General features: G+C 54.0%; 17 protein-coding genes and 1 tRNA gene. 5 read left to right on the forward strand and 13 right to left on the reverse strand.

Translation table 11 applies throughout. The features are described 5' to 3' along the window. Positions 1 to 74: 74 nt before the first annotated feature. Together gloB and PVT68_RS03485 are read left to right on the forward strand one after the other, a co-directional pair. Positions 75 to 833: a hydroxyacylglutathione hydrolase gene (gloB, locus tag PVT68_RS03480; protein WP_280321221.1), complete on the forward strand. Its 759-nt coding sequence runs from the start codon at positions 75 to 77 to the stop codon at positions 831 to 833. 165 nt (positions 834 to 998) lie between these two features. Further along, a complete protein-coding gene (locus PVT68_RS03485; RefSeq protein ID WP_280321223.1) occupies positions 999 to 2,573 on the forward strand; it encodes a LysM peptidoglycan-binding domain-containing protein in 1,575 nt (524 codons plus the stop codon). A 106-nt stretch (positions 2,574 to 2,679) separates the two neighbouring features. On the opposite strand, the gene PVT68_RS03490 is transcribed toward PVT68_RS03485, so the two are convergent. The 10 genes from PVT68_RS03490 to PVT68_RS03535 all read right to left on the reverse strand — a co-directional run bounded on the left by PVT68_RS03490 (position 2,680) and on the right by PVT68_RS03535 (position 18,224). Continuing rightward, positions 2,680 to 4,572: a SurA N-terminal domain-containing protein gene (locus tag PVT68_RS03490; RefSeq protein WP_280321224.1), complete on the reverse strand. Its 1,893-nt coding sequence runs from the start codon at positions 4,570 to 4,572 to the stop codon at positions 2,680 to 2,682. Positions 4,573 to 4,777: 205 nt separating this feature from the next. After that, complete coding sequence (gene hupB / locus PVT68_RS03495; RefSeq protein ID WP_280321225.1) at positions 4,778 to 5,050, reverse strand: nucleoid-associated protein HU-beta; 273 nt, start codon at positions 5,048 to 5,050, stop codon at positions 4,778 to 4,780. A gap of 432 nt (positions 5,051 to 5,482) precedes the next feature. After that, positions 5,483 to 7,888, reverse strand: coding sequence for an endopeptidase La (gene lon / locus PVT68_RS03500; RefSeq protein WP_280321226.1), 2,406 nt, complete (start codon positions 7,886 to 7,888; stop codon positions 5,483 to 5,485). A gap of 414 nt (positions 7,889 to 8,302) precedes the next feature. After that, the gene (clpX, locus tag PVT68_RS03505; protein WP_280321227.1) at positions 8,303 to 9,586 is read right to left on the reverse strand and encodes an ATP-dependent Clp protease ATP-binding subunit ClpX; all 1,284 of its coding nucleotides are present in this window, start codon (positions 9,584 to 9,586) and stop codon (positions 8,303 to 8,305) included. A 238-nt stretch (positions 9,587 to 9,824) separates the two neighbouring features. After that, positions 9,825 to 10,469, reverse strand: a complete 645-nt coding sequence (gene clpP, locus PVT68_RS03510; RefSeq protein WP_280321228.1) for an ATP-dependent Clp endopeptidase proteolytic subunit ClpP — start codon at positions 10,467 to 10,469, stop codon at positions 9,825 to 9,827. 265 nt (positions 10,470 to 10,734) lie between these two features. Then, the gene (tig, locus tag PVT68_RS03515) at positions 10,735 to 12,048 is read right to left on the reverse strand and encodes a trigger factor (protein ID WP_280322573.1); all 1,314 of its coding nucleotides are present in this window, start codon (positions 12,046 to 12,048) and stop codon (positions 10,735 to 10,737) included. Between the two features lie 180 nt (positions 12,049 to 12,228). Beyond that, positions 12,229 to 12,313 (reverse strand) — tRNA-Leu (locus PVT68_RS03520). A 250-nt stretch (positions 12,314 to 12,563) separates the two neighbouring features. Beyond that, positions 12,564 to 13,739, reverse strand: coding sequence for an acetyl-CoA C-acyltransferase FadA (fadA, locus tag PVT68_RS03525; protein WP_280321229.1), 1,176 nt, complete (start codon positions 13,737 to 13,739; stop codon positions 12,564 to 12,566). Positions 13,740 to 13,750: 11 nt separating this feature from the next. Then, the gene (gene fadB, locus PVT68_RS03530; protein ID WP_280321230.1) at positions 13,751 to 15,907 is read right to left on the reverse strand and encodes a fatty acid oxidation complex subunit alpha FadB; all 2,157 of its coding nucleotides are present in this window, start codon (positions 15,905 to 15,907) and stop codon (positions 13,751 to 13,753) included. Between the two features lie 457 nt (positions 15,908 to 16,364). Beyond that, on the reverse strand, positions 16,365 to 18,224 hold the full coding sequence (locus tag PVT68_RS03535; protein ID WP_280321231.1) for a beta-ketoacyl synthase N-terminal-like domain-containing protein: 1,860 nt from the start codon (positions 18,222 to 18,224) through the stop codon (positions 16,365 to 16,367). A gap of 238 nt (positions 18,225 to 18,462) precedes the next feature. Between PVT68_RS03535 and PVT68_RS03540 the strand changes: the two genes are divergently transcribed. Continuing rightward, positions 18,463 to 19,449, forward strand: coding sequence for a GlxA family transcriptional regulator (locus PVT68_RS03540; RefSeq protein WP_280321232.1), 987 nt, complete (start codon positions 18,463 to 18,465; stop codon positions 19,447 to 19,449). A 22-nt stretch (positions 19,450 to 19,471) separates the two neighbouring features. Here the strand turns inward: PVT68_RS03540 and PVT68_RS03545 are convergent, their stop codons facing one another. Beyond that, the gene (locus PVT68_RS03545; protein WP_280321234.1) at positions 19,472 to 20,149 is read right to left on the reverse strand and encodes a class I SAM-dependent methyltransferase; all 678 of its coding nucleotides are present in this window, start codon (positions 20,147 to 20,149) and stop codon (positions 19,472 to 19,474) included. Beyond that, positions 20,133 to 20,642 carry an Hsp20 family protein gene (locus PVT68_RS03550; protein ID WP_280321236.1) on the reverse strand — a complete coding sequence of 170 codons (510 nt, stop codon included), beginning with the start codon at positions 20,640 to 20,642 and terminating at the stop codon, positions 20,133 to 20,135. The genes PVT68_RS03545 and PVT68_RS03550 overlap by 17 nt, the downstream gene beginning before the upstream one ends. A gap of 170 nt (positions 20,643 to 20,812) precedes the next feature. Between PVT68_RS03550 and thpR the strand changes: the two genes are divergently transcribed. Continuing rightward, positions 20,813 to 21,409: an RNA 2',3'-cyclic phosphodiesterase gene (gene thpR, locus PVT68_RS03555; RefSeq protein WP_280321237.1), complete on the forward strand. Its 597-nt coding sequence runs from the start codon at positions 20,813 to 20,815 to the stop codon at positions 21,407 to 21,409. Positions 21,410 to 21,521: 112 nt separating this feature from the next. On the opposite strand, the gene PVT68_RS03560 is transcribed toward thpR, so the two are convergent. Continuing rightward, complete coding sequence (locus tag PVT68_RS03560) at positions 21,522 to 22,565, reverse strand: hypothetical protein (protein WP_280321238.1); 1,044 nt, start codon at positions 22,563 to 22,565, stop codon at positions 21,522 to 21,524. A gap of 486 nt (positions 22,566 to 23,051) precedes the next feature. On the opposite strand from PVT68_RS03560, the gene hpf reads away from it, so the two are divergent. Then, positions 23,052 to 23,411 (forward strand): ribosome hibernation-promoting factor, HPF/YfiA family, encoded by a 360-nt coding sequence (gene hpf / locus PVT68_RS03565; RefSeq protein ID WP_280321239.1) that lies wholly within the window; start codon positions 23,052 to 23,054, stop codon positions 23,409 to 23,411. Positions 23,412 to 23,444 lie beyond the last annotated feature (33 nt).

The following is a 23,444-nucleotide window of genomic DNA, read 5'->3' on the forward strand; positions in this document are numbered from 1 at the left end:
ATACACCACCTCTATCAAGAACTGACTTCGAGTATGTTATGGTGCATCAAACCTTAGGTTAGCGGGACCAGCCTATGATCACAATCCGCCCGATTGCAGCATTGCGCGACAACTATATCTGGCACTTGCAACAAAACCGTGAACACTGGGTTGTTGATCCCGGTGATGCCGGCCCGGTTTTCGCCCAACTCGGTGACGAGCAGTTGTCCGGAATTCTGTTAACGCATCACCACTATGATCACACCGACGGCGTTAAAGCGCTGGTAGAGAAGTTCGACTGTCCAGTCCTTGGACCGGCGACAATTAACGGGGTCACCCGAGCTCTGGCAGATGGCGATCAATTTGAGGCAATCGGACATCAGTGGCGGGTAATCGGCGTACCAGGTCACACCCTTGATCATATCGCCCTGCTACTGGAAGACGAAGAGGGGCTGCACCTGTTCTGTGGCGACACCCTGTTTGCCGCCGGCTGTGGCCGACTATTTGAGGGCACCCCAGAGCAGATGTATCAGTCCCTTTCAAAGCTGGCCGCACTGCCGCCGGATACCAGGGTGTACTGCACTCATGAGTACACCCTATCCAATCTGCAATTCGCAAAGGCAGCAGACCCCAATAATGAGGACGTGACCGCGCGAATCGAGAGCGCTCGCGCCGCCCGCGCTGAAAGCTGCCCAACCCTGCCCTCCACCATTGCACTCGAATTGGCGACCAACCCGTTCCTACGTACTGAAACCAGATCCATCCGACAACAAGCGGCGGCACGAGGGGCCAACCCCAACGGTTCAGCTGTCGAAATATTCGCCACTTTGCGCCAATGGAAGGATGTTTTTTAACCAATCCGCATTGACCGGAACCAAAGACCCTCTTTAGAATCAGACCATTACAACTCCAAGCTCAAGCGTATTATTTGATAATTGAGGTGACAGCGGGTCCAGCATGACGGATACCGCGATTGCCGCGCGCGGGCAGAACCATAACAATCGACTGCGGACACCAGAATGGTTTACAAAAAATTGGCCGTTGCAATTATGGCAGCGGCGGTGGGGGCCTGCGCGCAACTTGATTCTGCGCCGCATTCCGCGAATTACACCGAAATCAGCGCCGATACCGAAAAATCCAACGCTGGCGATCTGGACCCGATCAGTCAGAATCTACTAAATGAGCCAGAGCCGGCCTTGCCGCCAAACGACATCTGGCAGCGCCTGCGGCAGGGATTCTCCCTGGAGCGGGAAACCGAACGCGCCAAGGTCCAGGACTACGTAAAATACTTTTCCTCCAACCATGGCTATATGGCCCGAGTGACCGAGCGTTCTCGACGCTACATTTTTCATGTAGCCGAACAGCTCGAGCAGGCCAATGTTCCAGTAGAGTTTTCTCTGCTGCCGATAGTGGAAAGCGCGTACGACCCGTTTGCCTACTCCCACGCACAAGCCTCCGGCATGTGGCAATTTATCCCTGCCACCGGGCGCTCCTTTGGCCTCCAGCAGAACTGGTGGTATGACGGTCGCCGCGATGTGGTGGAATCCACCCGTGCGGCCAGTGAGTATTTCAATTACCTTGCCGGGAAATTCGATGGTGACTGGCTGCTGGTACTCGCCGCATACAATGCCGGTGAAGGCACCGTAAGGCGCGCTATCGAGCGCAACCGGAACAACGGTAAGGGTACTAGCTTCTGGGAGCTCAAATTGCCTCGGGAAACCCGTCGCTATGTTCCCCAGCTACTGGCGCTAGCCGAGGTGGTAGCCCATCCGGAACGCTATCAGGTTCCGCTGCACAACATCGACAACTCCCCCTACTACACTGCGGTCAACGTAGGCAGCCAGATAGATCTCGCACAGGCCTCTGAGCTTGCCGGAGTAGAAATCGAAGAGTTATACCTTCTGAATCCCGGCTACAATCGCTGGGCCACGGATCCTAACGGGAACCATCGACTGCTCATCCCCAACGATAACAGCGCCCGGTTTATCGAAGCCCTGGAAAAACTGCCGGCCGAACAAAGAGTCAGCTGGCAGCGCTACACAGTCGCTCGCGGCGACTCCCTTTCCGTAATTGCCCGCCGATACGAAACTACAGTTGCAGCCATCCAGCAAACCAACAAACTGCGCGGAAGCAGTATCCGCGCAGGCCAGACACTGCTCATTCCCAGTGCATCTGGCCCCAGCGCTCAATACGCCTATTCCATCGACCAGCGCGTACAACGCCGCCAAGCGTCCGGAAAAGGCCAGAAAAGCAGCTATACGGTTCGCCCCGGCGATACACTCTGGGATATTGCACGGTCGCTCGACGTCAAAGTCCGCGAGCTCGCAAGCTGGAACAATATGGCCCCCGGTGACACTTTGCGTCCGGGACGCAAACTTGTCGCCTATAGCAGCAGCCAAGGCCAAGACAGCAACAACCGCACCACCAGGAAAGTCTCCTACCGGGTGCGCAGTGGCGACTCTCTATATCGAATCGCACGCAAATACAGCCTCGAAATCGGCGATATCGTTCGCTGGAACAAACTGAGCAAGAACAGCTATCTACAACCCGGTCAGCGACTGACTCTGTTCGTCGATAGCGCTTCGAATGGATGAACACCACTCTGAGTAACCGCCCCTGTAACATTGAGGTATAAAAAAACCGGCAACATGTGCCGGTTTTTTTATTTGCAGCGCAGATTTGCTGTGGGCCAACTGAAATTTACTGCTGTTCCGTCGCGGTCATTTCAATATCAGCCTTGCTGATCAGTAACTTCTGCACGGCAGCGAGTTCCGCCGAACCCTGCATGGAAGCCAGTTGCTGCAGCAGAGCATCACGCTGTTCAGCAGTTTGCGCGGCGAGCTTACCCGGCCGTACATTGCGTAACTGAACAACGATCAAATCTCCATTCGCCAGTGTAAAACTCTGGACAGGCTTCTGACCAGATTTCGGCACAGCCATGGAAAACGCCTGATTGATCACCTCACCACGGGTACCGAAGCCGCCGCGTCGGGTATTATCACTGGTCTCCAGAGTCAAACCTTCGGCGGTGGCGACTTCTGCGAACGCCTCACCAGCCTGAACTTTTTCCTGAAGAACTTCCGCCTTGGAAGCGAGCTGCTCGCTGGCCTTGTCACGCTTCAGACGGTTAGCGATCTCCACCTTAACCTCATCCAGCGGTTTTACGCCCGCAGGTTTGTGCTCGGTCACTTTTATAACTACCGAGTGGTTTTCAGTGAGATTCAACACCTCAGAGGTGTTCCCATCCTCCAATACCTCTGGAGAAAACGCTGCGGCGATGACCTTGGCATCGGCTGTAATACCTGATCCTCCCTGGTGAGAAAACAGTGGCGCTTGTTTAACAGTCACACCGAGCTCTGCAGCCGGCGTAGCGAGAGACTCAGCATTGTAGGCGAGGTCTCTCAGGCGACTCACTGCGTCCACGAATTCGCGCTCAGCCTGTGCATTGCGCAAGCGGGCCGCAATAGCATCCTTTCGCTCTTCGAAAGTTGGAGGCGCGATATCCGTAACCTCGAGCAGCTTGATAAAGTGGACACCCTCATCGGTCTTCACCGGCTTGGAAACACCACCGACTTCAAGCTTCGCAAGAGCATCCTCAAATGCTTTTGGGAAAACGTCACCACTGGTGAAGCCGAGGTCCCCACCCTCATCCCGAGAAACAATGTCGTCGGAATATTGCTTTGCGAGCTGGGCAAAGTCGCCACCTGCAGCCAGCTTGGCCTGAAGCTCTGCTATTTTTTCCTCCGCAGCGTCATCTGTACCCTCAATCAGGATATGAGCGGCGTGACGGCGGATTTCCTGAAAACCCTTCGTATCCTGATCGTACTGAGTGCGGATATCCTGCTCAGCCACATCGATATTTCCGGCAAATACCTCCGGAGTCAGCTCGATGTACTCAATAGCCACCAGCTCGGGATGTTGAAACTCCGCCTGATTGGCATCGTAGTAGGCCCGAACTTCGTCATCGGAAACGCTCATGCCACCTAATAACGGAGCCACAGGCAGCGTCAGGTAATCAAAGTCCCGTTCTTCCATGGACACCGCAACGATTTGTTCCGCATCCACTCGGGTGGTGAAAGCACTGTCCGCGACACTGCCGGCGAACTGCTGCATCACCATTTCCTGCTCCAGTAGCTGACGGAAACCCGCCGCACTGTATCCCATACGACGGAGGCCTTCACGATATACCAGCTGATCGAACTGACCATCAATCTGGAAACCTGGCATCTGCACGATTTCCCTGTCGACAGCACCAGTGCTCATTACCATCCCGCTTTTCTGCGCCGCCTGACGCAGTACCGAGCTATTCACCAACTGCTGAAGCACCGGGCCCCGCAGTTGCTCATCAGTAAGCAGGTCAGCCGGCACATTTTCACCATACTGACTCTCAATCATACTGCGGCGATTCTGAATGGCACGCTGCAGATCATAGTTGGAGATTTTTTCTCCATTCACTTCAGCGACCTTATCCGCTGAACCACCGCTCGTACCGGTGAAAAAGTCGATCCCACCGATGACCATAATGAATCCGAAAAACACTGCAACAATGATTGCCGCAGTTCCTTTCAGGTTGTCGCGCATGGACTGAAGCATATTCAGCTCCGAATTTAACTCTTATCTGTACACTTTTGGATCACTGATTATTGTTATTGCCGCAAACATCGACTTGCTTGTTGATCAATGTCTGCTCAATACGGCAATTGTCCGCTGACCCAAAAAATAAATTCAATTACTCAGAAACAAAAAAGGCGCATCCATGTGATACGCCTCTTTGAAGCATTGCGGATTACAAGGCTTCTTAATTCACCGCGTCTTTCAAAGCTTTACCAGCCTTGAAATTAGGGATTTTTGCTGCGGCGATTTCAATAGGATCGCCAGTGCGCGGGTTGCGACCAGTACGCGCAGCGCGCTCTTTAACGGCAAAAGTACCAAAGCCAACCAGAGCTACCTGATCACCTTTTTTCAGTGCTTCGGTAATACTTTCTACCATCGCGTCCAGAGCACGGCCGGCTGCTGCCTTCGGAATGTCGGCAGATGCGGCAATTGCTTCAATCAGTTCGGACTTATTCACGCTATATCCCTCTGTTCTTTTCTAGGTTTCTAGGTGTGTATTTTAGGTGTGCTGCACCCCGTTTTTTACGGCGCGCAATCGTGCAAATTTTGCAGTCGAATTTTAATCGCCTGCGGCTCCCCCGCAGCGCAACAAGCCCCGTTTTATACCAACTGCCTGTTGGCCGGTCAAGGAACCATGCGGCTTTGCGGGGAGTTGGACATTATTAGAGCATTGTTGTTCAGGCAATGCCCTTCAAGCTCATTTTTTAACCTGACCATACGGCAGGCTGCGTACTCTACGCGACCTTGTACGCTTCGTTCAATGATTTTTTAAGACATCCTTCAAAACCGGAACACCGCAATCCGATACACTCATAGATCGCACTGAGCGTACCGGCAAGGATATTTGGAGTTGAATGAGGGCCGGAATGGGCCCTCGTATCTACCGCATTCAGTGTGTCTGTATCGAGCGCTGAGAACGCTCTTCCGCCTGCTTCTGCAACGCGGAATACTCTTCATCGCTCAGAGGGCTGGGCATTTTTTCCAGCGCATACTCAAAAACCTGGTCAATCCACTTCACCGGCTTGATCACCAGATCCTGTTGAATATTATCCGGAATATCCTTCAAATCCCGCTCATTATCCGCAGGAATCAGTACGGTTTTTATACCGCCCCGATGCGCGGCCAGCAGCTTTTCCTTGAGGCCGCCAATACGCAGCACCTCACCTCTCAGGGTAATTTCTCCGGTCATGGCCACATCAGAACGCACCGGGATGTTGGTCAATACCGATGCTAGTACGGTACACATCGCAATACCCGCAGAGGGGCCATCCTTGGGAGTTGCCCCCTCAGGTACGTGGATATGAATATCCCTGGTTTCGTGGAAGTCAGGCGCAACACCCAAGGCCTGCGCGCGCGCGCGTACAACGGTCAGAGCAGCCTGAATTGACTCCTGCATCACGTCACCGAGAGACCCTGTTTTTATTACCCGCCCTTTACCGGCGACGGCAGAAGACTCAATCGTGAGCAACTCTCCGCCCACTTCAGTCCAGGCCAAGCCGGTGACCTGACCAATCTTGTTTTCCTGCTCTGCACGGCCGTAGTCAAACTTCCGAACGCCCAGTAATTCTTCCAGTTGCTCCGGCTTTACCACCACCTTGTGGCTGGTGGATTTACGCACATGCTCAGTGACCACTTTGCGGCAAATTTTAGCCATTTCACGGTCAAGCCCGCGTACGCCAGCTTCACGTGTGTAATACCGAACTACATCGCGTACAGTCTGATCATCCAGTTCCAGCTCATCAGCCTTCAAACCGGCAGCCTTTCGCTGCTTGGGAATCAGGTAGCGCTGAGCGATATTGAGTTTTTCGTCCTCGGTGTACCCTGGGATTCGAATTACTTCCATCCGATCCAGCAGTGGTCCTGGAATATTCATTGAGTTCGATGTACAGACGAACATCACATCGGAAAGGTCGTAATCCACTTCAAGGTAATGATCGTTGAACGACTTGTTCTGCTCCGGGTCCAGTACCTCGAGCAGGGCCGATGCAGGATCGCCGCGATGATCCATCCCCATCTTGTCGACCTCGTCGAGCAGGAACAGCGGATTTTTTACGCCCACCTTGGAAATTTTCTGAACCAGCTTACCGGGCAGCGATCCGATATAGGTTCTGCGATGACCTCGAATTTCTGCTTCGTCCCTCACACCACCGAGCGCCATCCGCACATATTTGCGATTGGTGGCTCGCGCTATGGATTCGCCCAGCGAAGTCTTACCAACACCAGGCGGCCCAACCAGACAAAGGATCGGACCCTTAACTTTTTTTACGCGCTTCTGCACTGCCAGGTATTCGAGAATTCGCTCTTTAACCTCTTCGAGTCCGTAGTGGTCCTTGTTCAGGATTTCCTCAGCCTTGATCAGGTCGTGGCGCACCCGGCTCGCTTTCTTCCAGGGCACACTCAACATCCAATCGATATAGCTGCGCAGAACCGACGCTTCTGCGGACATCGGCGACATCATTTTCAGCTTGCCGAGTTCAGCCCTGGTTTTCTTTTCCGCTTCAGACGACATGCCGGACTCAACGATCTTGCGCTCCAGTTCTTCGACCTCGTTGGGCTCTTCGGTAATTTCACCCAACTCTTTCTGAATCGCCTTCATCTGCTCATTGAGATAGTACTCGCGCTGACTTTTCTCCATTTGCTTCTTCACGCGGCCGCGAATTCGCTTTTCCACTTGAATCAAATCGATTTCAGAGTCCATCAGGCCCAGTAGGTGCTCCAGGCGCTCCTTAACGCTAATGGTTTCCAGTAGCTCCTGTTTCTGCGGCAGGTCCAGTGACATATGTGCAGCAATGGTGTCCGCAAGACGGCCTGGCTCATCGATACCGGACAACGAAGTCATGACTTCATTGGGAACCTTCTTGCTCACGCTCACATACTGCTCGAATTGCGTCATCGCAGAGCGCACCAGCGCTTCAGCTTCTGCTTCGGGCAACTCCTCACTTTCCAACGGGGATACCGTGGCCCGGTAGTGGCCGTCACCTTCGAGCACATCTTCAACTTTTACACGATGGCCGCCCTCTACCAGCACTTTGACCGTACCATCCGGTAGTTTCAGCAGCTGCAACACACTAGCCACAGTGCCAACACGGTATACATCGTCCGCCCCAGGGTCATCTTCGGAAGCCTGACGCTGGGCGACCAGCAGCACCTGCTTGTCGCTGCGCATGGCGTCTTCCAATGCATCAATGGACTTCTCCCGACCCACAAACAGGGGGATGACCATATGTGGGTATACCACCACGTCCCGCAGTGGCAGCAATGGGTATTCGTTCAAGGTCTCGGATGGCTGGTCCATAAAACTCCTCTCGGCCTTCAGGTGGCCATGACACCAGTTTGGCGACTTATCCGTCACCAGAAGCCCGCTCGGGACTTCGGCATTTCGCGCGCCAGTTCAGCAGGTAAGTTTGGGGCACTCCACAGAATAACAAGCCCAGACTGACCAGAGCAGCAAAATTAGTTTAATTCTGTGGCGACAGAACCCCATAGGAAAACACACCTGATCCCACATTCAACAGCTTCATAGCACATTAATACCCCTTCTGCCGGCTGCAAGACACTCCACTGACAGATTCTGTGCGATTCCCGTGCCAGTCGCGGCCCCCACAGCACCCCTTACAAAACCCAGCCACCTACCTGCAGATACAAAAAAGCCCCTTACGGGGCTTTCGAATAGTACGGGCGGCAGTTCAGGACCGGAGCAAAGTCAAACTCACTCCTCCGGCGCGGCCTTCTGGGTTTCCGCCTGCTGATAGACCAGCAGTGGTGCCGACTCCCCCTTGATAACCGCTTCGTCTATAACAACCTTGGTCACATTATCCATCGACGGGATATCGTACATGGTCTCAAGCAGCACTGACTCCATGATGGAGCGAAGCCCCCGAGCACCAGTCTTGCGCTCCATAGCCTTGGCAGCCACCGCATCCAGCGCATCTGCACGGAAGTCCAGCTCGACATTCTCCATTTCAAACAGCTTTGCATACTGTTTGGTCAATGCATTGCGCGGCTCAGTCAGGATTTGTACCAGAGCCGCCCTGTCCAGCTCTTCCAGAGTCGCAGTAACCGGCAGTCGGCCGACAAACTCTGGAATCAAACCGTAACGCACCAGATCCTCAGGCTCCAGATCCAGCAAAACCTCGCCAAAGTTACTTTTGCTGTCTTTTGACTTAACTTCTGCGGAAAAACCGATACCACCCTTCTCGGAGCGGTCACGAATGACTTTATCCAGGCCGGCGAAGGCACCACCACAGATAAACAGAATGTTAGAAGTATCCACCTGCAGAAACTCCTGCTGGGGATGCTTGCGCCCACCTTGCGGCGGCACTGACGCCACAGTACCCTCGATCAACTTCAGCAGTGCCTGCTGCACGCCCTCACCGGAAACATCACGGGTTATGGAGGGGTTGTCTGACTTGCGGGAAATCTTGTCAATTTCATCGATGTATACAATGCCCTGCTGGGCCTTTTCTACATCGTAATCACACTTCTGCAGCAGTTTCTGAATGATGTTTTCGACGTCTTCGCCCACATAGCCAGCCTCGGTCAATGTGGTCGCATCCGCGATGGTGAAAGGCACATTCAACAGTCGCGCCAGGGTTTCGGCGAGCAACGTCTTACCACTACCGGTAGGACCCACCAACAGAATATTGGACTTGCCCAACTCGACGTCTTCTTTACCTTTACCGCCTTTGCTACTGCGCAGACGTTTGTAATGGTTGTAAACGGCTACTGCCAGAACTTTCTTGGCCCGGGCCTGCCCAATCACGTACTGGTCAAGAATTTCCGTGATTTCCTGCGGTGTTGGCAGGCGGGAATCATCACCATCAACGGAATCCTGTACCTCTTCACGAATAATGTCCGTACACAGTTCGACACATTCATCACAAATGTAAACAGACGGACCCGCGATCAGCTTGCGAACTTCCTGCTGGCTTTTGCCACAGAAGGAACAGTAAAGGAGCTTGCCGTTATCTTCTCCGCTGTTCTGATCAGTCATCTAAATACTCCGTGGTCTGGCGGCCAACCGAAATGCGGCGGCAAATTGGGTTCATAAGCAAGATGCGGCCTTTTGGCAGGTTTTTCAAGTTTTTTATTCTCACCCTAGAAAGGGTAAGTCACCGACGGTGGCGCAGAAAACACCACCTCCGCCCGCTGAAATAAATGGGCCGTTTGGAAAATTCCTATGCACGCACCAAGTTGAGGATGCTTGGTGCGCCAATAGCTTAGATTTTAAATTACTTACCCATCATTTGGCGCTGGGAAAGTACATCATCCACGAGACCATACTCTTTAGCCTCGTCGGCGCTCAGGAAGTGGTCACGCTCGGTATCACGCTCAATATCCGCAACACTGCGACCAGTATGGTGCGCCATCAGCTCATTCAAGCGCGAGCGGATTTTCAGTATCTCCTGAGCATGAATATGGATGTCCGAGGCCTGCCCCTGAGCCCCCCCGCTAGGCTGATGGATCATCACCCGGGAGTTGGGGGTAGCGTAACGCTTGCCTTCTGCACCCGCAGTCAATAAGAACGCCCCCATACTACACGCCTGACCAATACACATGGTGCTCACGTCGGGCTTGATGAACTGCATCGTGTCGTAAATAGACATACCCGCGGTAACTGACCCCCCCGGAGAGTTGATATAAAGGTGAATATCCTTATCCGGGTTTTCCGCCTCTAGAAACAAAAGCTGTGCAACCACGAGATTGGCCATATGGTCTTCCACCGGCCCCACGAGAAAAATCACGCGCTCTTTCAGCAAACGAGAGTAAATATCAAACGAGCGCTCTCCCCTGGCGGTTTGCTCCACCACCATGGGCACCAGACCACCAGTGGCCATCAATTCTTTGGAATACGCAGGTCTATCAAAATATGCCATGGATACGATGCTTCCTTTTTCGGCGTACTTAGGCGGACAAAGATTGTGCCAGTACCGATAAGACACAACCCCGAAATTTTCTCAATCTGAGCTTAACTGCTCGACGGCGAGAAAGCCAGCAGGGGTAAAGGAGAGATGGTTTGCGACTACGATGGAGCCCGGATGGAGGCCAGCCTGGGAGAGAGCCGGAAACCCGATGGGCGCCGGATAAAACACAGTTGCGGAAAGAAAAACGGCCACCCGTAGGTGGCCGCCCTGAACGCAATCAGCTCTGCTTTTGAGGCTTGATCACGTCATCGTAAGTGCTTTCCACTTCGCTCACTTTGGCCTTTTCGAGGACAAAATCAACCACTTGATCTTCCAGCACTACGGACTCTACACCGGCAAGCAATTCGCGATTATTGAAGTAGTATTCAACTACCTCTTCAGGCTGCTGGTAAGTAGACGCCAATTCTTCAACTTTTGCTTTTACACGATCACCGTCAACGGCAATCTTGTTTTCCTTGACGATTTCACCCACCACCAAACCGAGAACCACACGGCGCTTGGCCTGATCTTCAAACATGGTATCTGGCAGCATTCTTGCTGCATCTTCCGGCTTGATCTGACCGCCAAACTGCTGAACCATCTGACCACGCAGGGTGTTAACTTCCCCCTTCACCAAAGCAGCGGGAATCTCCACCTCATGCTTCTCAAACAACTGGTCCATGACCTGGGTCTTGACCTTGTTCAGCGCCGCATTTTTCAATTCACGCTGCATGTTTGCACGCACTTCTTCGCGGAACTTCTCTTCGCCACCCTCTTCTACGCCGTAGGAAGCAAAAAACTCGTCATTCAGTTCCGGCAGCTCTGGCTTTTCAGACGCAGTCACTTTGATAGTAAACACCGCGTCAGCACCACGCAGGTTTTCAGCCTGGTACTCTTCCGGGAAAGTAACTTCCACTTCCTTTTCTTCACCCGGCTTCATGCCGATGATACCGTCTTCAAATCCTGGGATCATGCTGCCGGATCCGAGCACCAGAGTCTGGCCTTCAGCCTTGCCGCCATCAAACTCTTCGCCATCTTTACGGCCGACAAAGTCGATAGTAACCCGGTCACCCTTCTGCGCCTTGCGCTTGGTTTCTTTCCAGACTGACTGCTGCTTGCACAGAACATCGATCATGTTTTCAACATCAGCATCAGTAACTTCCGCCACAGGACGCTCAACTGCAACTTCAGACAGATCAGTCAGGGCAACTTCCGGGTAGACTTCAAAAGTAGCAACATACTCCAGGTTTTCACCCGGAGTTACATTCTTAGCTTCAATGCTCGGCTGCCCAGCGGGTTTTACCTGTTCTTTCTGGACCGCCTCGTAGAAGGAGCGGCTCATCACCTCACCCAGGACTTCCTGGCGCACGCCGGCACCAAAACGCTGACGAACAACTTTCAGCGGCACTTTACCCTTACGGAAGCCGTTGATGCGTACAGTTTTGGCCGCCTGCTGAAGACGCTTATCCACTTCCTGGTCTACTACCTCAGCCGGCAAATTTACCGTTAAGCGACGCTCCAGACCGGAAGTTGTTTCGATGGAAACCTGCATGATAATCCTCGTGAGACTCTTCTCTTCACAGAAGCCGGGCCGCAGGCAAATCGTCCTCGACACCAGCGATATGCGATTTGCCGGGAACTCTACCCGACCGCCAAATACAAACAGCCCGCGCCGCCACAGCCATCCTCTTAGACGACCAAGCTTCATGGCACGGACCGATAAATTCCAAATTGGTGGGGACGGGGAGACTTGAACTCCCACACCTTGCGGCACCAGAACCTAAATCTGGCGTGTCTACCAATTCCACCACGTCCCCAAACTTTCTTCCCGCCACTAACCCCTTGATTTGCATGGATTTTTAAGAAAAATCCTACCGGGCTCGCGACGAGGGGAGCAGATTGTGCCACAGCCAACACGGGGCTTCAACAATCGGACACACTCCGGTGTATCAAAATGGCCGCGGGGTGCGACCAAGCGCACGAATCCACATTGAAGCCAAGCGCTTCAGGGTTGCAAAAGCAACGGGGCGCCCGAAAGCGCCCCGCGGAATTACCGGAAAGAGTTAATTACACTCGCTCCAGGATGGTAGTAATTCCCTGCCCCAAACCAATGCACATGGTTGAGACGCCGAGATCACCGCCTTCGTTTTGCATCACACTCAGGAGTGTGCCGGTAATACGCACACCGGAACAGCCGAATGGGTGCCCCAGAGCGATAGCCCCGCCGTACAGGTTGACCTTCTCATCCATTTTATCCAGCAGGTTCAGATCCTTCAGCACAGGCAGCGCCTGGGCCGCAAAGGCCTCATTCAGCTCCACCTTGTCGATATCTTCAATCGTAAGACCGGCGCGCTTCAGCGCCTTCTTGGTCGAAGGCACCGGACCGTAACCCATAATGGACGGATCTACACCCGCGAGCGCCATTTCCCGCACCTTGGCAATCGGCGTTAAGCCCAGTGCCTGGGCACGCTCGGCAGACATTACCAGCATGACAGAAGCACCGTCGGTGATCTGCGAGGAAGTACCTGCGGTCACCTGACCGTGCTTGGGGTCAAACGCCGGACGCAGTTGCGCCAAAGCTTCCACCGTGGTTTCCGGGCGAATTGTCTGGTCTTTCTCAACCAGCACCGGCACGCCATCGTCATCATGGCCTTCAATGGCGATAATTTCGCGATTGAACTTGCCCTCTTCGGTCGCCTTGGCGGCCTTCTGATGCGAGCGCGCACCGAACTCATCCATTTGCTGGCGCTGAATACCGTGCATCATCGCCAGGTATTCCGCCGTCATACCCATAGAGCCGGCAGCCTTGGCCATGTAACGACCCAGCATCGGGTTGGGGCTCACGTGCTCCATCATGTTCAGGTGGCCCATGTGCTCGACGCCACCAACGACGTATACATCACCCACCCCGGCCTGAATATTGGCCGCTGCGGTATGCAGCGCAGACATGGAAGAGCCACACAGTCGATTGACGGTCTGCGCAGGAATGGTGTGCGGCAAGCCTGCTCGCAACACGATCATCCGGGCAACATTGAAGCCCTGCTCATCACGCTGCATCACACAGCCCCAGATCAGATCGTCAATTTCTTTCGGATCCAGTTTGTCGTTGCGCTGCAGGAATTTTCTCAGCAGTTCCGCAGACATATCGTCAGCGCGGACGTTGCGATATACACCGTTTTTGGATCGGCCCATGCCGGTACGCGCATAGTCGACAATTACGGCATCTCTAGGATTCAGACTCATGGAAACTCTCCTTACTTGTCGCCGTAGTAGGTTTTGCCATTGGCAACCATTTCACGCATACCTTCGGTAGGCTGGTACAGCTCGCCGAGGTCACTGTACTTTTCAGCCATCTTCACGAAGTTATCCAGGCCAACGCTGTCCAACCAGGCGAAAATGCCACCGCGGAACGGCGGGAAGCCAATACCGTAAATCAGCGCCATATCGGCTTCTGCGGGAGAATCGACGATACCCTCTTCCAGGCAGCGAGCGAGCTCGGTCGCCATAGGCACCATCATGCGCTCGATAATTTCGTCGATTTCGAATTCGCGACGATCGGCTACGTGAGGCTTGAGCAAGTCGTAAACTTCTTCGGTTACAACTTTCTTCGGACGGCCCTTTTTATCTTCTTCGTATACGTAGAAGCCCTTGCCATTTTTCTGGCCATAGCGACCTGCCTCGTACATCACGTCGGAAGCGGCAGTGAAGGTTTTACCCATTCGGGTCGGAAAACCTTCCGCCATGACCTTCTCGGCGTGCACGCCGGTATCGATACCGACAACATCCATCAGGTACGCCGGACCCATAGGCCAACCCCAGCGCTCCATGACCTTGTCGACTTGCTGAAAGTCAGCACCATCACGCACCAGCATGGCGAAGCCTGCGAAGTACGGGAACAACACGCGATTCACCAGGAACCCCGGGCAGTCACGCACAACAATCGCTTTCTTACCCATTTTGTTGGCGTAAGCAACAACACGGGCAACTGCGGTTTCAGAGGTTTTTTCTCCGCGAATCACTTCTACCAGCGGCATTTTATGTACCGGGTTGAAGAAGTGCATACCGAGGAAATTTTCCGGGCGGGACAACGGCTCCGCCAGCGAATCGATGGAGATAGTGGAAGTGTTGGAAGCGATCACGGTATCTTCAGAGACCTTGGTTTCCACTTCCTTCAGCACTGCGTGCTTCACTTTCGGGTTTTCAACCACCGCCTCAACCACGATATCGACATCACCGAAGCCATCGTAGCTCAGGGTGGGCTCAATACGATTGAGGGTTTCCGCCATCTTGGCCGGCGTCATACGGCCGCGGTCCACCAGTTTGGTCAGCAGCTTACCGGCCTCTTTCAGACCAAGATCGATTCCGTCTTGGGCGATATCCTTCATTTTGATCGGCGTGCCCTTGTAGGCGGACTGGTAAGCAATACCGCCCCCCATGATTCCGGCACCCAGCACTGCGGCGCGCTCGATATCCTTGTCGGACTTCTTCTCCCAGCCTTTGGCAACCTTGCTGACTTTCTGATCATTCAGGAACAGCCCCACCAGGGACTTGGCAGTGTCGGTCTGGGCACTGGCGATAAACTGCTGCTGCTCGATTTTCAGCGCTTCTTCGCGACCAACCTTGTAGCCCTGCTCGATCGAAGTCACCGCGTTCACTGGCGACGGGTAGTTTCTACCAGCCTGCTGACCAACAAAGGCTTTGGTGGTGAAAAACGCCATCAATGCTTCAGTGTCGTTCAGAGGAATCGGAGACTTTTTGTTGGCACGGCGTTCCTGATAATCCAGTTCGCCGGCAATCGCGCGTCCCAGCAGCTTCAGCGCAGCATCTTTCAGGTTTTCGGTCGCGACAACTGCGTCAACGGCGTGCGCAGCCAAAGCCGCATCCGGGCGCTGCTCTTTACCCGCAGCAATCCACTCCGCTGCAACATCAACACCCACCACGCGCGGCAAACGCACAGTACCACCCCAACCAGGGATAAGACCGAGCTTCACTTCCGGCAGGCCGACTTTGGCCTTGTCGCCCATAACGCGGAAATCGCATCCCAGGCAAACCTCAAAGCCGCCGCCGAGTGCGTAACCGTTAATCGCTACCGCAGTCGGGAACGGGAGATCTTCGAGACGATTGATATTCTCGTTGTTCTTGTTCATCAGCTCGGCGATGCCTTCCGGCCCGGCGGAGAAAGCACCACCAAACTCGGTAATATCAGCACCGACAATAAATACACTCTTACCGCTGGTCAGCAGCAATCCTTTGATGTCACTCGCCTTCTCAATCGCATTCAGCGCATCGGAGAATTCCGATACCGTCAAACGATTGAATTTGTTGACGGACTCGCCTTCCAAATCGAATTTCAATTCCGCGATGCCGTTGTCAAGCATCTGCACGGATAGCGCTTTTCCACTAAATAACATTATTGACCTCATTGTTTGATGACCGGACTTCCGCTCAGTTGAAAAGCCGGTCCGGGGGTCGAGTTAAGCAAGACTGATACGGGGCGGTCCCCCGAGGGGCATGCGGCACTATGGTAACCATCTGATGACGCAACCCACAAAATCAGTCAACGCGCCAAGTATAGCCAGATTCAAACGTCTGTTTGAATACCATTTCTGCCAATTCCACTGGCCGGTTTTGTGCTACGACAGCAAGTGAGCGGAGTTTTTGCTCAAAATTCGAACGGACCGATGCTGCGCAGCGAGCAATCACCCGGAGCTTAGCAGGACAGCCGGAAATACCGGAAAGGGATTAGTCGCTGTATCGACCAGGACCAGAGGAAACATCTGACCGTCAACAACCCCGGAAGGACCCTCGACGGATCCTCGAAGGCTGCTGACGGAGTGAACTTTTAGACAGGCATCAGGGTTAAGGTTTTCAAACCATATCGGCGAAAGGGTTGACATCCGGCAAGGCGACGCTCCCCGGCACCCCTGGGAGCGTCATATTGGAACCTTCCAGGGAGATTCCCGCCTCGTCGATCAACCCCTCCCCAAAGCGGTAAATTGCGTTCAGATCGCCGCGACTTGCGCGATCATCATAAGCGACAGCCGCCGCTGCAACCGCCTCATTACGCCTGCGATATTCAGTCAGGGGGCGCTCGCCGTGGCGTTTTTGCAACATGCTTTCGGTAACGTGCGGCGCCAAAATACTCGCAGTGGCATTGTTGCCACCGAAGCCCTTGGAATTCAGGAACGCCACGTCCAGTGATTGCGGGTCTCGCTCAACATGTGTCATGGAGAGTGCCAGGCGCTCGTGATGAACGTCGTCGGCTACCCGGTCAATAGTGGTAATTCCCGGGAGGATACCATGGGCAAACACCCCAAGACTGGTAGTCAATTGGTCGCCACTGGCCGCGGCAACGGTATGCCCCAGAAACGCCTTCACCGCGCAAACAGGCCAACGTTCTACGCCAAAAGCTGCCGCCAGTCGATCAAAAATAGCGGACTCCGTAACCCGGTTCTGCGGCGTGCTGGAACCGTGGGCCTGGACAAAGCTTCTTTGGCGCAGGCTATCCTCCCCCAAAATGGCCCGGACTTCCGCCATTGCGCGAGCGACGGTCAGATAATTGCCCGGCCCCGGGGCCGAGATGGACTTTTTCGGTCCATCCGCGTTAACAAACACGTTGGCCACAGCACCATGGATGGGCGCACCTAACTCAAGCGCGAGCGCATCATCCATCAGAATGGCCCATTGGCTACCTTCCCCCAAAGTAAACCCGCAATTGTCACCAAACGGCCGACTTGCACGACGAAAATCGATTTCATCGCCGAATATTTTACGCAGCCCCTCGATATTGGCCAACGCGCCCATCGTTGCGTAACCATCCACCACTTCTGGCACCAAGGGCGCTTCCGCCGCACCAACCACTGCAACCCGCGCGCGACCACAACGAATATCTTCCACCGCAGATCGCAGGTTATAAAGGTAGGTGGCACAGGCCCCCGCGACGGCACCGGTAGTGCCAACACTACCGAGTACATAAGCATTCACGAAATCCGCAGGCATGCTGGTAAGCCCGAGCGCCAGCTGTTTGGAACTCACGCGCCCACCGCGCAGGCGAGACTGCAGTAGACCTCCATTTCCATTTGGATCCAACTGGCTCATCGCCGAACTGGCGTACACAGAAATCTTGTCCGGGCCAGCCTTCTCAGCCACCAGGTTCCAGTCAATGCCAAGAGATTGAACCGCATCGGAAGCACCAAGAATGGCTAGTTGCAGGCCACGAGGGTGAAAACGCGAGTTGTACTGTTGGCCCGGCTCAAATCCCGTCGGCAATTGACCGGCGGAGCCCACTGGAATTTCGCGATGGCTGTCGAGCATCACTGAAAGTGTCGCGGTCCGCACTCTTACCCGGCCGTCTGCCAGGGTTTCAACTTGCCAATCTGCCGGCAGCGGCGACGGCAATTGCCGAGCGGACATTTCAAAACGGAAGCCGCCTTCGCTGCACAGCTCCGCTGGCTGGTGAAAATGGCAATGGCGGTAGTCGTAAAATCTGCTTTCCAATTCACGAACCAGAGTGCCCTGCAGCACCTGCTGCTCCAGCCTTGCATCGAGAGGACCTGAGGCTGCCGCCCCTGTACGCAACCCCATCAGCGCAGCCAGGTCAGACAACACATCGTCGCGCTCTTTGACACCAAGCATGTCGAGAACCAAACGTTTGTAGCCCCGATGAAAAGAACTTCGACCCGCGGGGTTAAAACCCCCAAAAGCGGTAATCACGGGTAGGCGCTGCATCCTGACCTCCTGCCTGGTTCAATAAAACAAAACGGAAAAATGAAATAAGAGTGAGCGGATTTGATGGTCGGTCAGTTTAGGGGCTGGCGATTCGGCCTGGATATGGGCATACTGGCCAGCAAAATAGAGCATCTGGCCATTTGGCCTGGCAAATTCCGACCAATAGTCAAGTACGAGCCCGACTGAATCACCCCACAAGCAGTTACCGGCTCACCGACAGCGAAGCGAAGAGTTACCCATGCGCACCGTCACCTTCATGCTCATTGACCAAATGCTATCGACAGGTACCGTGTTACCACTGGAAATGTTGCGTGGCGCCGAAAGCCGCGCGCGCGTGAGCAGCGAAGCCCCGTCCCTGAAACTGATTACCGCCAGCATTGACGGCGCTCCGGTCAAATCTCGCTCAGGCTTCTCACTCTCTCCGGATGTCTCTCTCGCAGACGCACCAGACAGTGACATAATTTACTTGCCAGCACTCTGGCGAAACCCGCGTCCAGCCCTTCGCCGCAGTCAGGCACTACTGGAATGGCTGCGTGTACAAGCGGAAAAAGGCGCCGCTATCAGCGCTGTCGGCACAGGTGTCTGCTTTCTGGCGGAAGCAGGCCTGCTGGACGACAAACCGGCAACCACACACTGGCACTACTTCGACCAGTTCACCGCTGACTACCCCAAAGTCAAACTTAAGCGCCAGTATTTCATCACCCAGGCAGACAATTTGTATTGCGCGGCCAGTGTCAACGCACTAGCAGACGTAACGGTGCACCTGATCAAACAGCTCTACGATGCGGCAATCGCCAGCCACGTCGAGCGGAATTTTTCTCACGAGATCCGCCGCCCATTTGAGGAAATTGCATATTCCGAAGGAACGGTGCGACTGCATCCAGATGAAGAAGTGGTTCAGGCACAGACCTGGCTAAAGCAACACTGTGGCGAAGATGTAAAATTGAGTGAGGTCGCAAAATATTTTGATATGAGCGTTCGCTCTTTCAACCGCCGATTCAAGCTGGCGACAGGGCAAACACCTTTGCAGTACTTGCAAGGCGTACGCGTAGATATGGCAAGGGAGCTATTACAGTCCAGCAACCTTTCCGTCAATGAAATCGCGGAAAAGGTGGGCTATCAGGATATGGGGCATTTCACTGCCCTGTTCAAAAAGTTTCTTTCCACCACCCCCAGCGAGTATCGGGCGACAGTGCGTGCAAAGCTCTTCAAAGTAAACACCTGAATCACGGGTACTTCTGCACTCCTTACCGACCAACCTTCGGCTTCTCCAGAAAAATCACATCCGCCCCATGAAAGGTTAAACCAGCCCCCAGCTCTCGCGCCAACCAGCGAAAAGTGGCTTCGCTAAAAAACACAATATGGGTCGGGTCCCGAATGTAGTGCCAGTTGCCAAAACGCTCTGGAGTGGCCACAAGTTTGGTCATCAGTGCCAGTACGCCACCAGGCCTCAATCTCGCCCACAACCGCTCCAGTACCTCCCCTGGAGCACTCAGATGCTCTACGACTTCCGTACTGACAATAAAGTCGAATTCGCGTGCCAATACCGACGTATCCGGCTGATAGAAAAAATCGTACGTCGTCATGCGATGTCCAGCCCGCTCCATTATCTGAGCCAGAAGTGGTGCAGGACCACAGCCGAAATCCAACCCCGCAGAGTCAGGTGTCAGACGCGCAAGTAAGGGGTCCGCACAGCGATTCAGGAAACGTGCGTACCCTTCATCCGCCAGGCTGTTTTCGTGAAGGTCGTAATAGGCCTTCTCCTCAGCGGGAGAAAGATGGAACCGCTCGGGAACAAATACCAAGGCACAACAGGTACATTGCAAATATTCGCGAAATTTGTCCCGATAATACAGGTGTGCCGCCTCGCGGCGGCACAGTGGGCAGGAGCCGGAAACCAGCTCCCGATCAGGCAGCTCGATCACGCTCTGAGCGGGTTTCGGAGAGTTTTTCAGTATTCTCAATGTCTGCAAGTTTTGCAGACCGCAGTAATTTCTCGCTGGAAATTTCGATCTTGCGCGGCTTCATGGCTTCCGGGATTTCTCGAACCAGTTCGATATGCAACAAGCCATTCACCAATTGGGCGTCCGTCACGCGCACATGGTCCGCAAGCTGGAAGCGTCGTTCAAAGTTGCGTGCAGCAATACCCCGGTGTAAAAAATTTCGCTGATTGTCGTCAGCCACTTTTTTACCGCTAACGGTTAAACGGTTTTGCTCCATCTGAATATCCAGCTCAGATTCGTCAAAACCTGCTACCGCCATGGAAATCCGGTACGCATCATCCCCGGTAAGTTCAATGTTATACGGGGGGTAAGCGGGTTGACTCTGATCGGCAGCAGTCATCGAGTCCAGCAGGCTAGCCAGTCGGTCAAAGCCGATAGCAGAGCGATACAGAGGGGAAAGATCCAGGTTACGCATTGTCATATCCTCAATTCAGAGCAATATTTACTTATGCCTGTACAAACTGACCAGGCGCTTGAATCACCTGCACCTGCAGGTAGCGGGGTGACACCTCTATCGAGCCTGCCGCCCTCACACTCAGATATGCGGACACTTGCTTACCCTTCAAGGGCGAAAACAATAAAATTATGCAAAAAAATAATTCAGCCAGAAACATCGGCTCGATGAGCGAATCATCTAGATTGTTTATCGGTATTGCGCCGGATGCTGCCACCCAACGTTTTTTAGACGCCACCTGTCAGCATTGTGAACGGCTCGGCCTGCCCCGCGACCACCGCTGGGTCAGCCACAGCAACCGCCACCTGACCCTGGTATTTCTAGATGACACAGAAAACCGATACCTGGACACCATCGAGGCACACATGAAGAATATCGCCGAAGAGGTACCAGCTTTTTACGGACAGATAGTCAGCACTCATCCATTCCCCAAAATGCGTGGGCATCTGCTGGCGGCAGAACTATTGTCGACACCGGAGCTCCTGACACTCCACCAGCACTGCCGGACGCTGATGGAGGCCATCGGCAAGCAGCCGGAACGTAAAAGCTTTCGCCCTCACTTCACCCTTGCAAGAAGCCGTAGCGGCTTTGCCAGACCTTCCCCCGTTCCCGCCGACTTCATCTGCAAGCTGCAAAACATTACGCTTTATCACAGTTTGCTGGCCCCGGGCGGCAGCCAGTACCGACCGCTACTCTCGCTTCCACTGGCAGAGCCACTACAAAACTGAACATCAGTAAACGGAGTATCACCGGCCACAGTTAAACCCGGCAATCGCCATTTTCAGGCATAAAAAAAATGAAAAAGCCCGCTGAGCGGGCTTTTTAAATTTAACAGACTGATCAGTCGAGCTGGGATAATACGTATTCCGGATACATCACCAAGCGTGGTCGAGAAAGCCTGCGCGCATCAAAGATAAAGACATAGCGCACACCGTCATCATCTGCCGGAATGGTACGACGGAAACGCCAGGAGTTGATTTTGTAGGTCTGCCTCCCAGCGCTGACTGGTGCCACCAACTTGTACTGGTCCTGCCCCAGAAATTCGAACTCGATAGCTCCTTCACCACTCGGGCGCAGCGACAGACTGCGGAAGGTTTGCTTACCCTCATCGTCCTCATCCAGCTCACCGAGTACCTTTTCCAGGCGCTGGCGCTCTCCGCGAACGTATTCCAGCAGTTCAGGATCCACTTCCCTCTGATCTGCAACCGGCACAGCTTCAGCTGTTGCCGCTATGGGTGCAGAATCGTCCGGTAACTGAGGAGACAGCGAAGCGAGTGTGGGCTCAGGAACATCAAGATTTGCAACAACATCGGCCGCTGCCGGCACTTCAGGCTTGGGTGCGGACGCCATCTGCGTGGGTTGTTCATCGACTTTGTTCAGCATTGCCTGGATCAGGTTATCCACCACCACCTGCTGTTTTGCAAGCCTGGATTTGCCATCAGCTACAGAAGTTCGGGACTTCTGTAAGCGCGCCTCTAGCTCAGTATGGGTGGACTGGATGATTTCTACTCGACGATTTCGACTTTCCACTCCACGCTCCGCCATGGCAAAGGCGTGCTCTGCCTTGTGCAGCGCGCGTTCAGTATCCGAGGTTGGCGCTCCTTTGTGCTCCCGCTCAGCCACTTTCAGTGCCATAAGGCTGCTCTTATGGTTTTCACGAGCCTTTTGCAGAGATTCCTCGGCACGCTTGAGCTTATAGTCATAGGCGAGCATCTCGTTCTCGACGTCTTCCAGCTCAACCAGATAGTTCTCCAGCAATTGCTCCATGCGCGCCAGCCTGTTTTGCTCAGCAGAAAGCGTAGACGCCGCCTGTACCACCGCGCACCAACCTATTACCCCCAAAACGCCCGCAAAGATCAGCGAGCAGCCACGGTTTACCGCCATAGTCAAAAGTCCATTGCTTGATTTTTTACTTCGAAAAACACCAGGCCGGTTGCGCGCAACCTCAAAACAAGCGAATACGCCGAGCCTAGCGTGCGGGAGACAATTTACCCCAGTCTCTAATACGCAGCAATGACTGTGCCAACAAGAAGTCCGAAGGCGGAGTGACCTGTGCCGCAATTATGGGCACCTTCTGCACCAAAAATGCTCCCTGCGCCCTAACAATTTTTTATGACATTTTATTGATCACAGCGCTTGATTTTTTTTGTGAGAATCGCATTATGGGTTACAGGGAGATCTTCCTGACCGGATTGAGAATCGGCCCGAGCGCAAAACACCCACAGCGCTGCCGAGGCAGCCAGCAACTCTGCGACCTCTGGTGCTCCGTTTCTCTTCCCGGAAGAACTCCCTTCAGGGCGCCCTACCTTTTCTCACGCAAACCGCACATAGCGGCCTGCATGGACCCTTTATAACCGGAGGTATGTGCCCATGAAATCTGCGCCTTACGATAACATTGTGTTCCGCGATATCGATAAATCCGCCGCACTGGCAGACACTGTATCCAGGAAGCTACACAAGCTTGAACGTTATTGTGGCGACATCATACGTAGCCGCGTAGTCCTCGAAGCTCCCCACCATCACAAACACAAAGGCAAGCAATATAAAGCTTCTGTGGAACTGGCTCTTAGCGGCGCTCCAGTCACCATTACCAATGAAAGTGACTCTATCCACCGAGCGGTAAATGCTGCGTTCAATTCTGTAGAACGCCGCCTGAAAGAGCTTGGCGAACGCCGCAAAAGCCGCCGCCACCAGATGCCACCGGTTGATGCTCAAACTGATGAGCAGTGAATAACAGAAGCACTGAACTCATGTGAGCGGACC

The sequence above is a fragment of the Microbulbifer bruguierae genome (assembly GCF_029869925.1).
Lineage (GTDB): Bacteria > Pseudomonadota > Gammaproteobacteria > Pseudomonadales > Cellvibrionaceae > Microbulbifer > Microbulbifer bruguierae.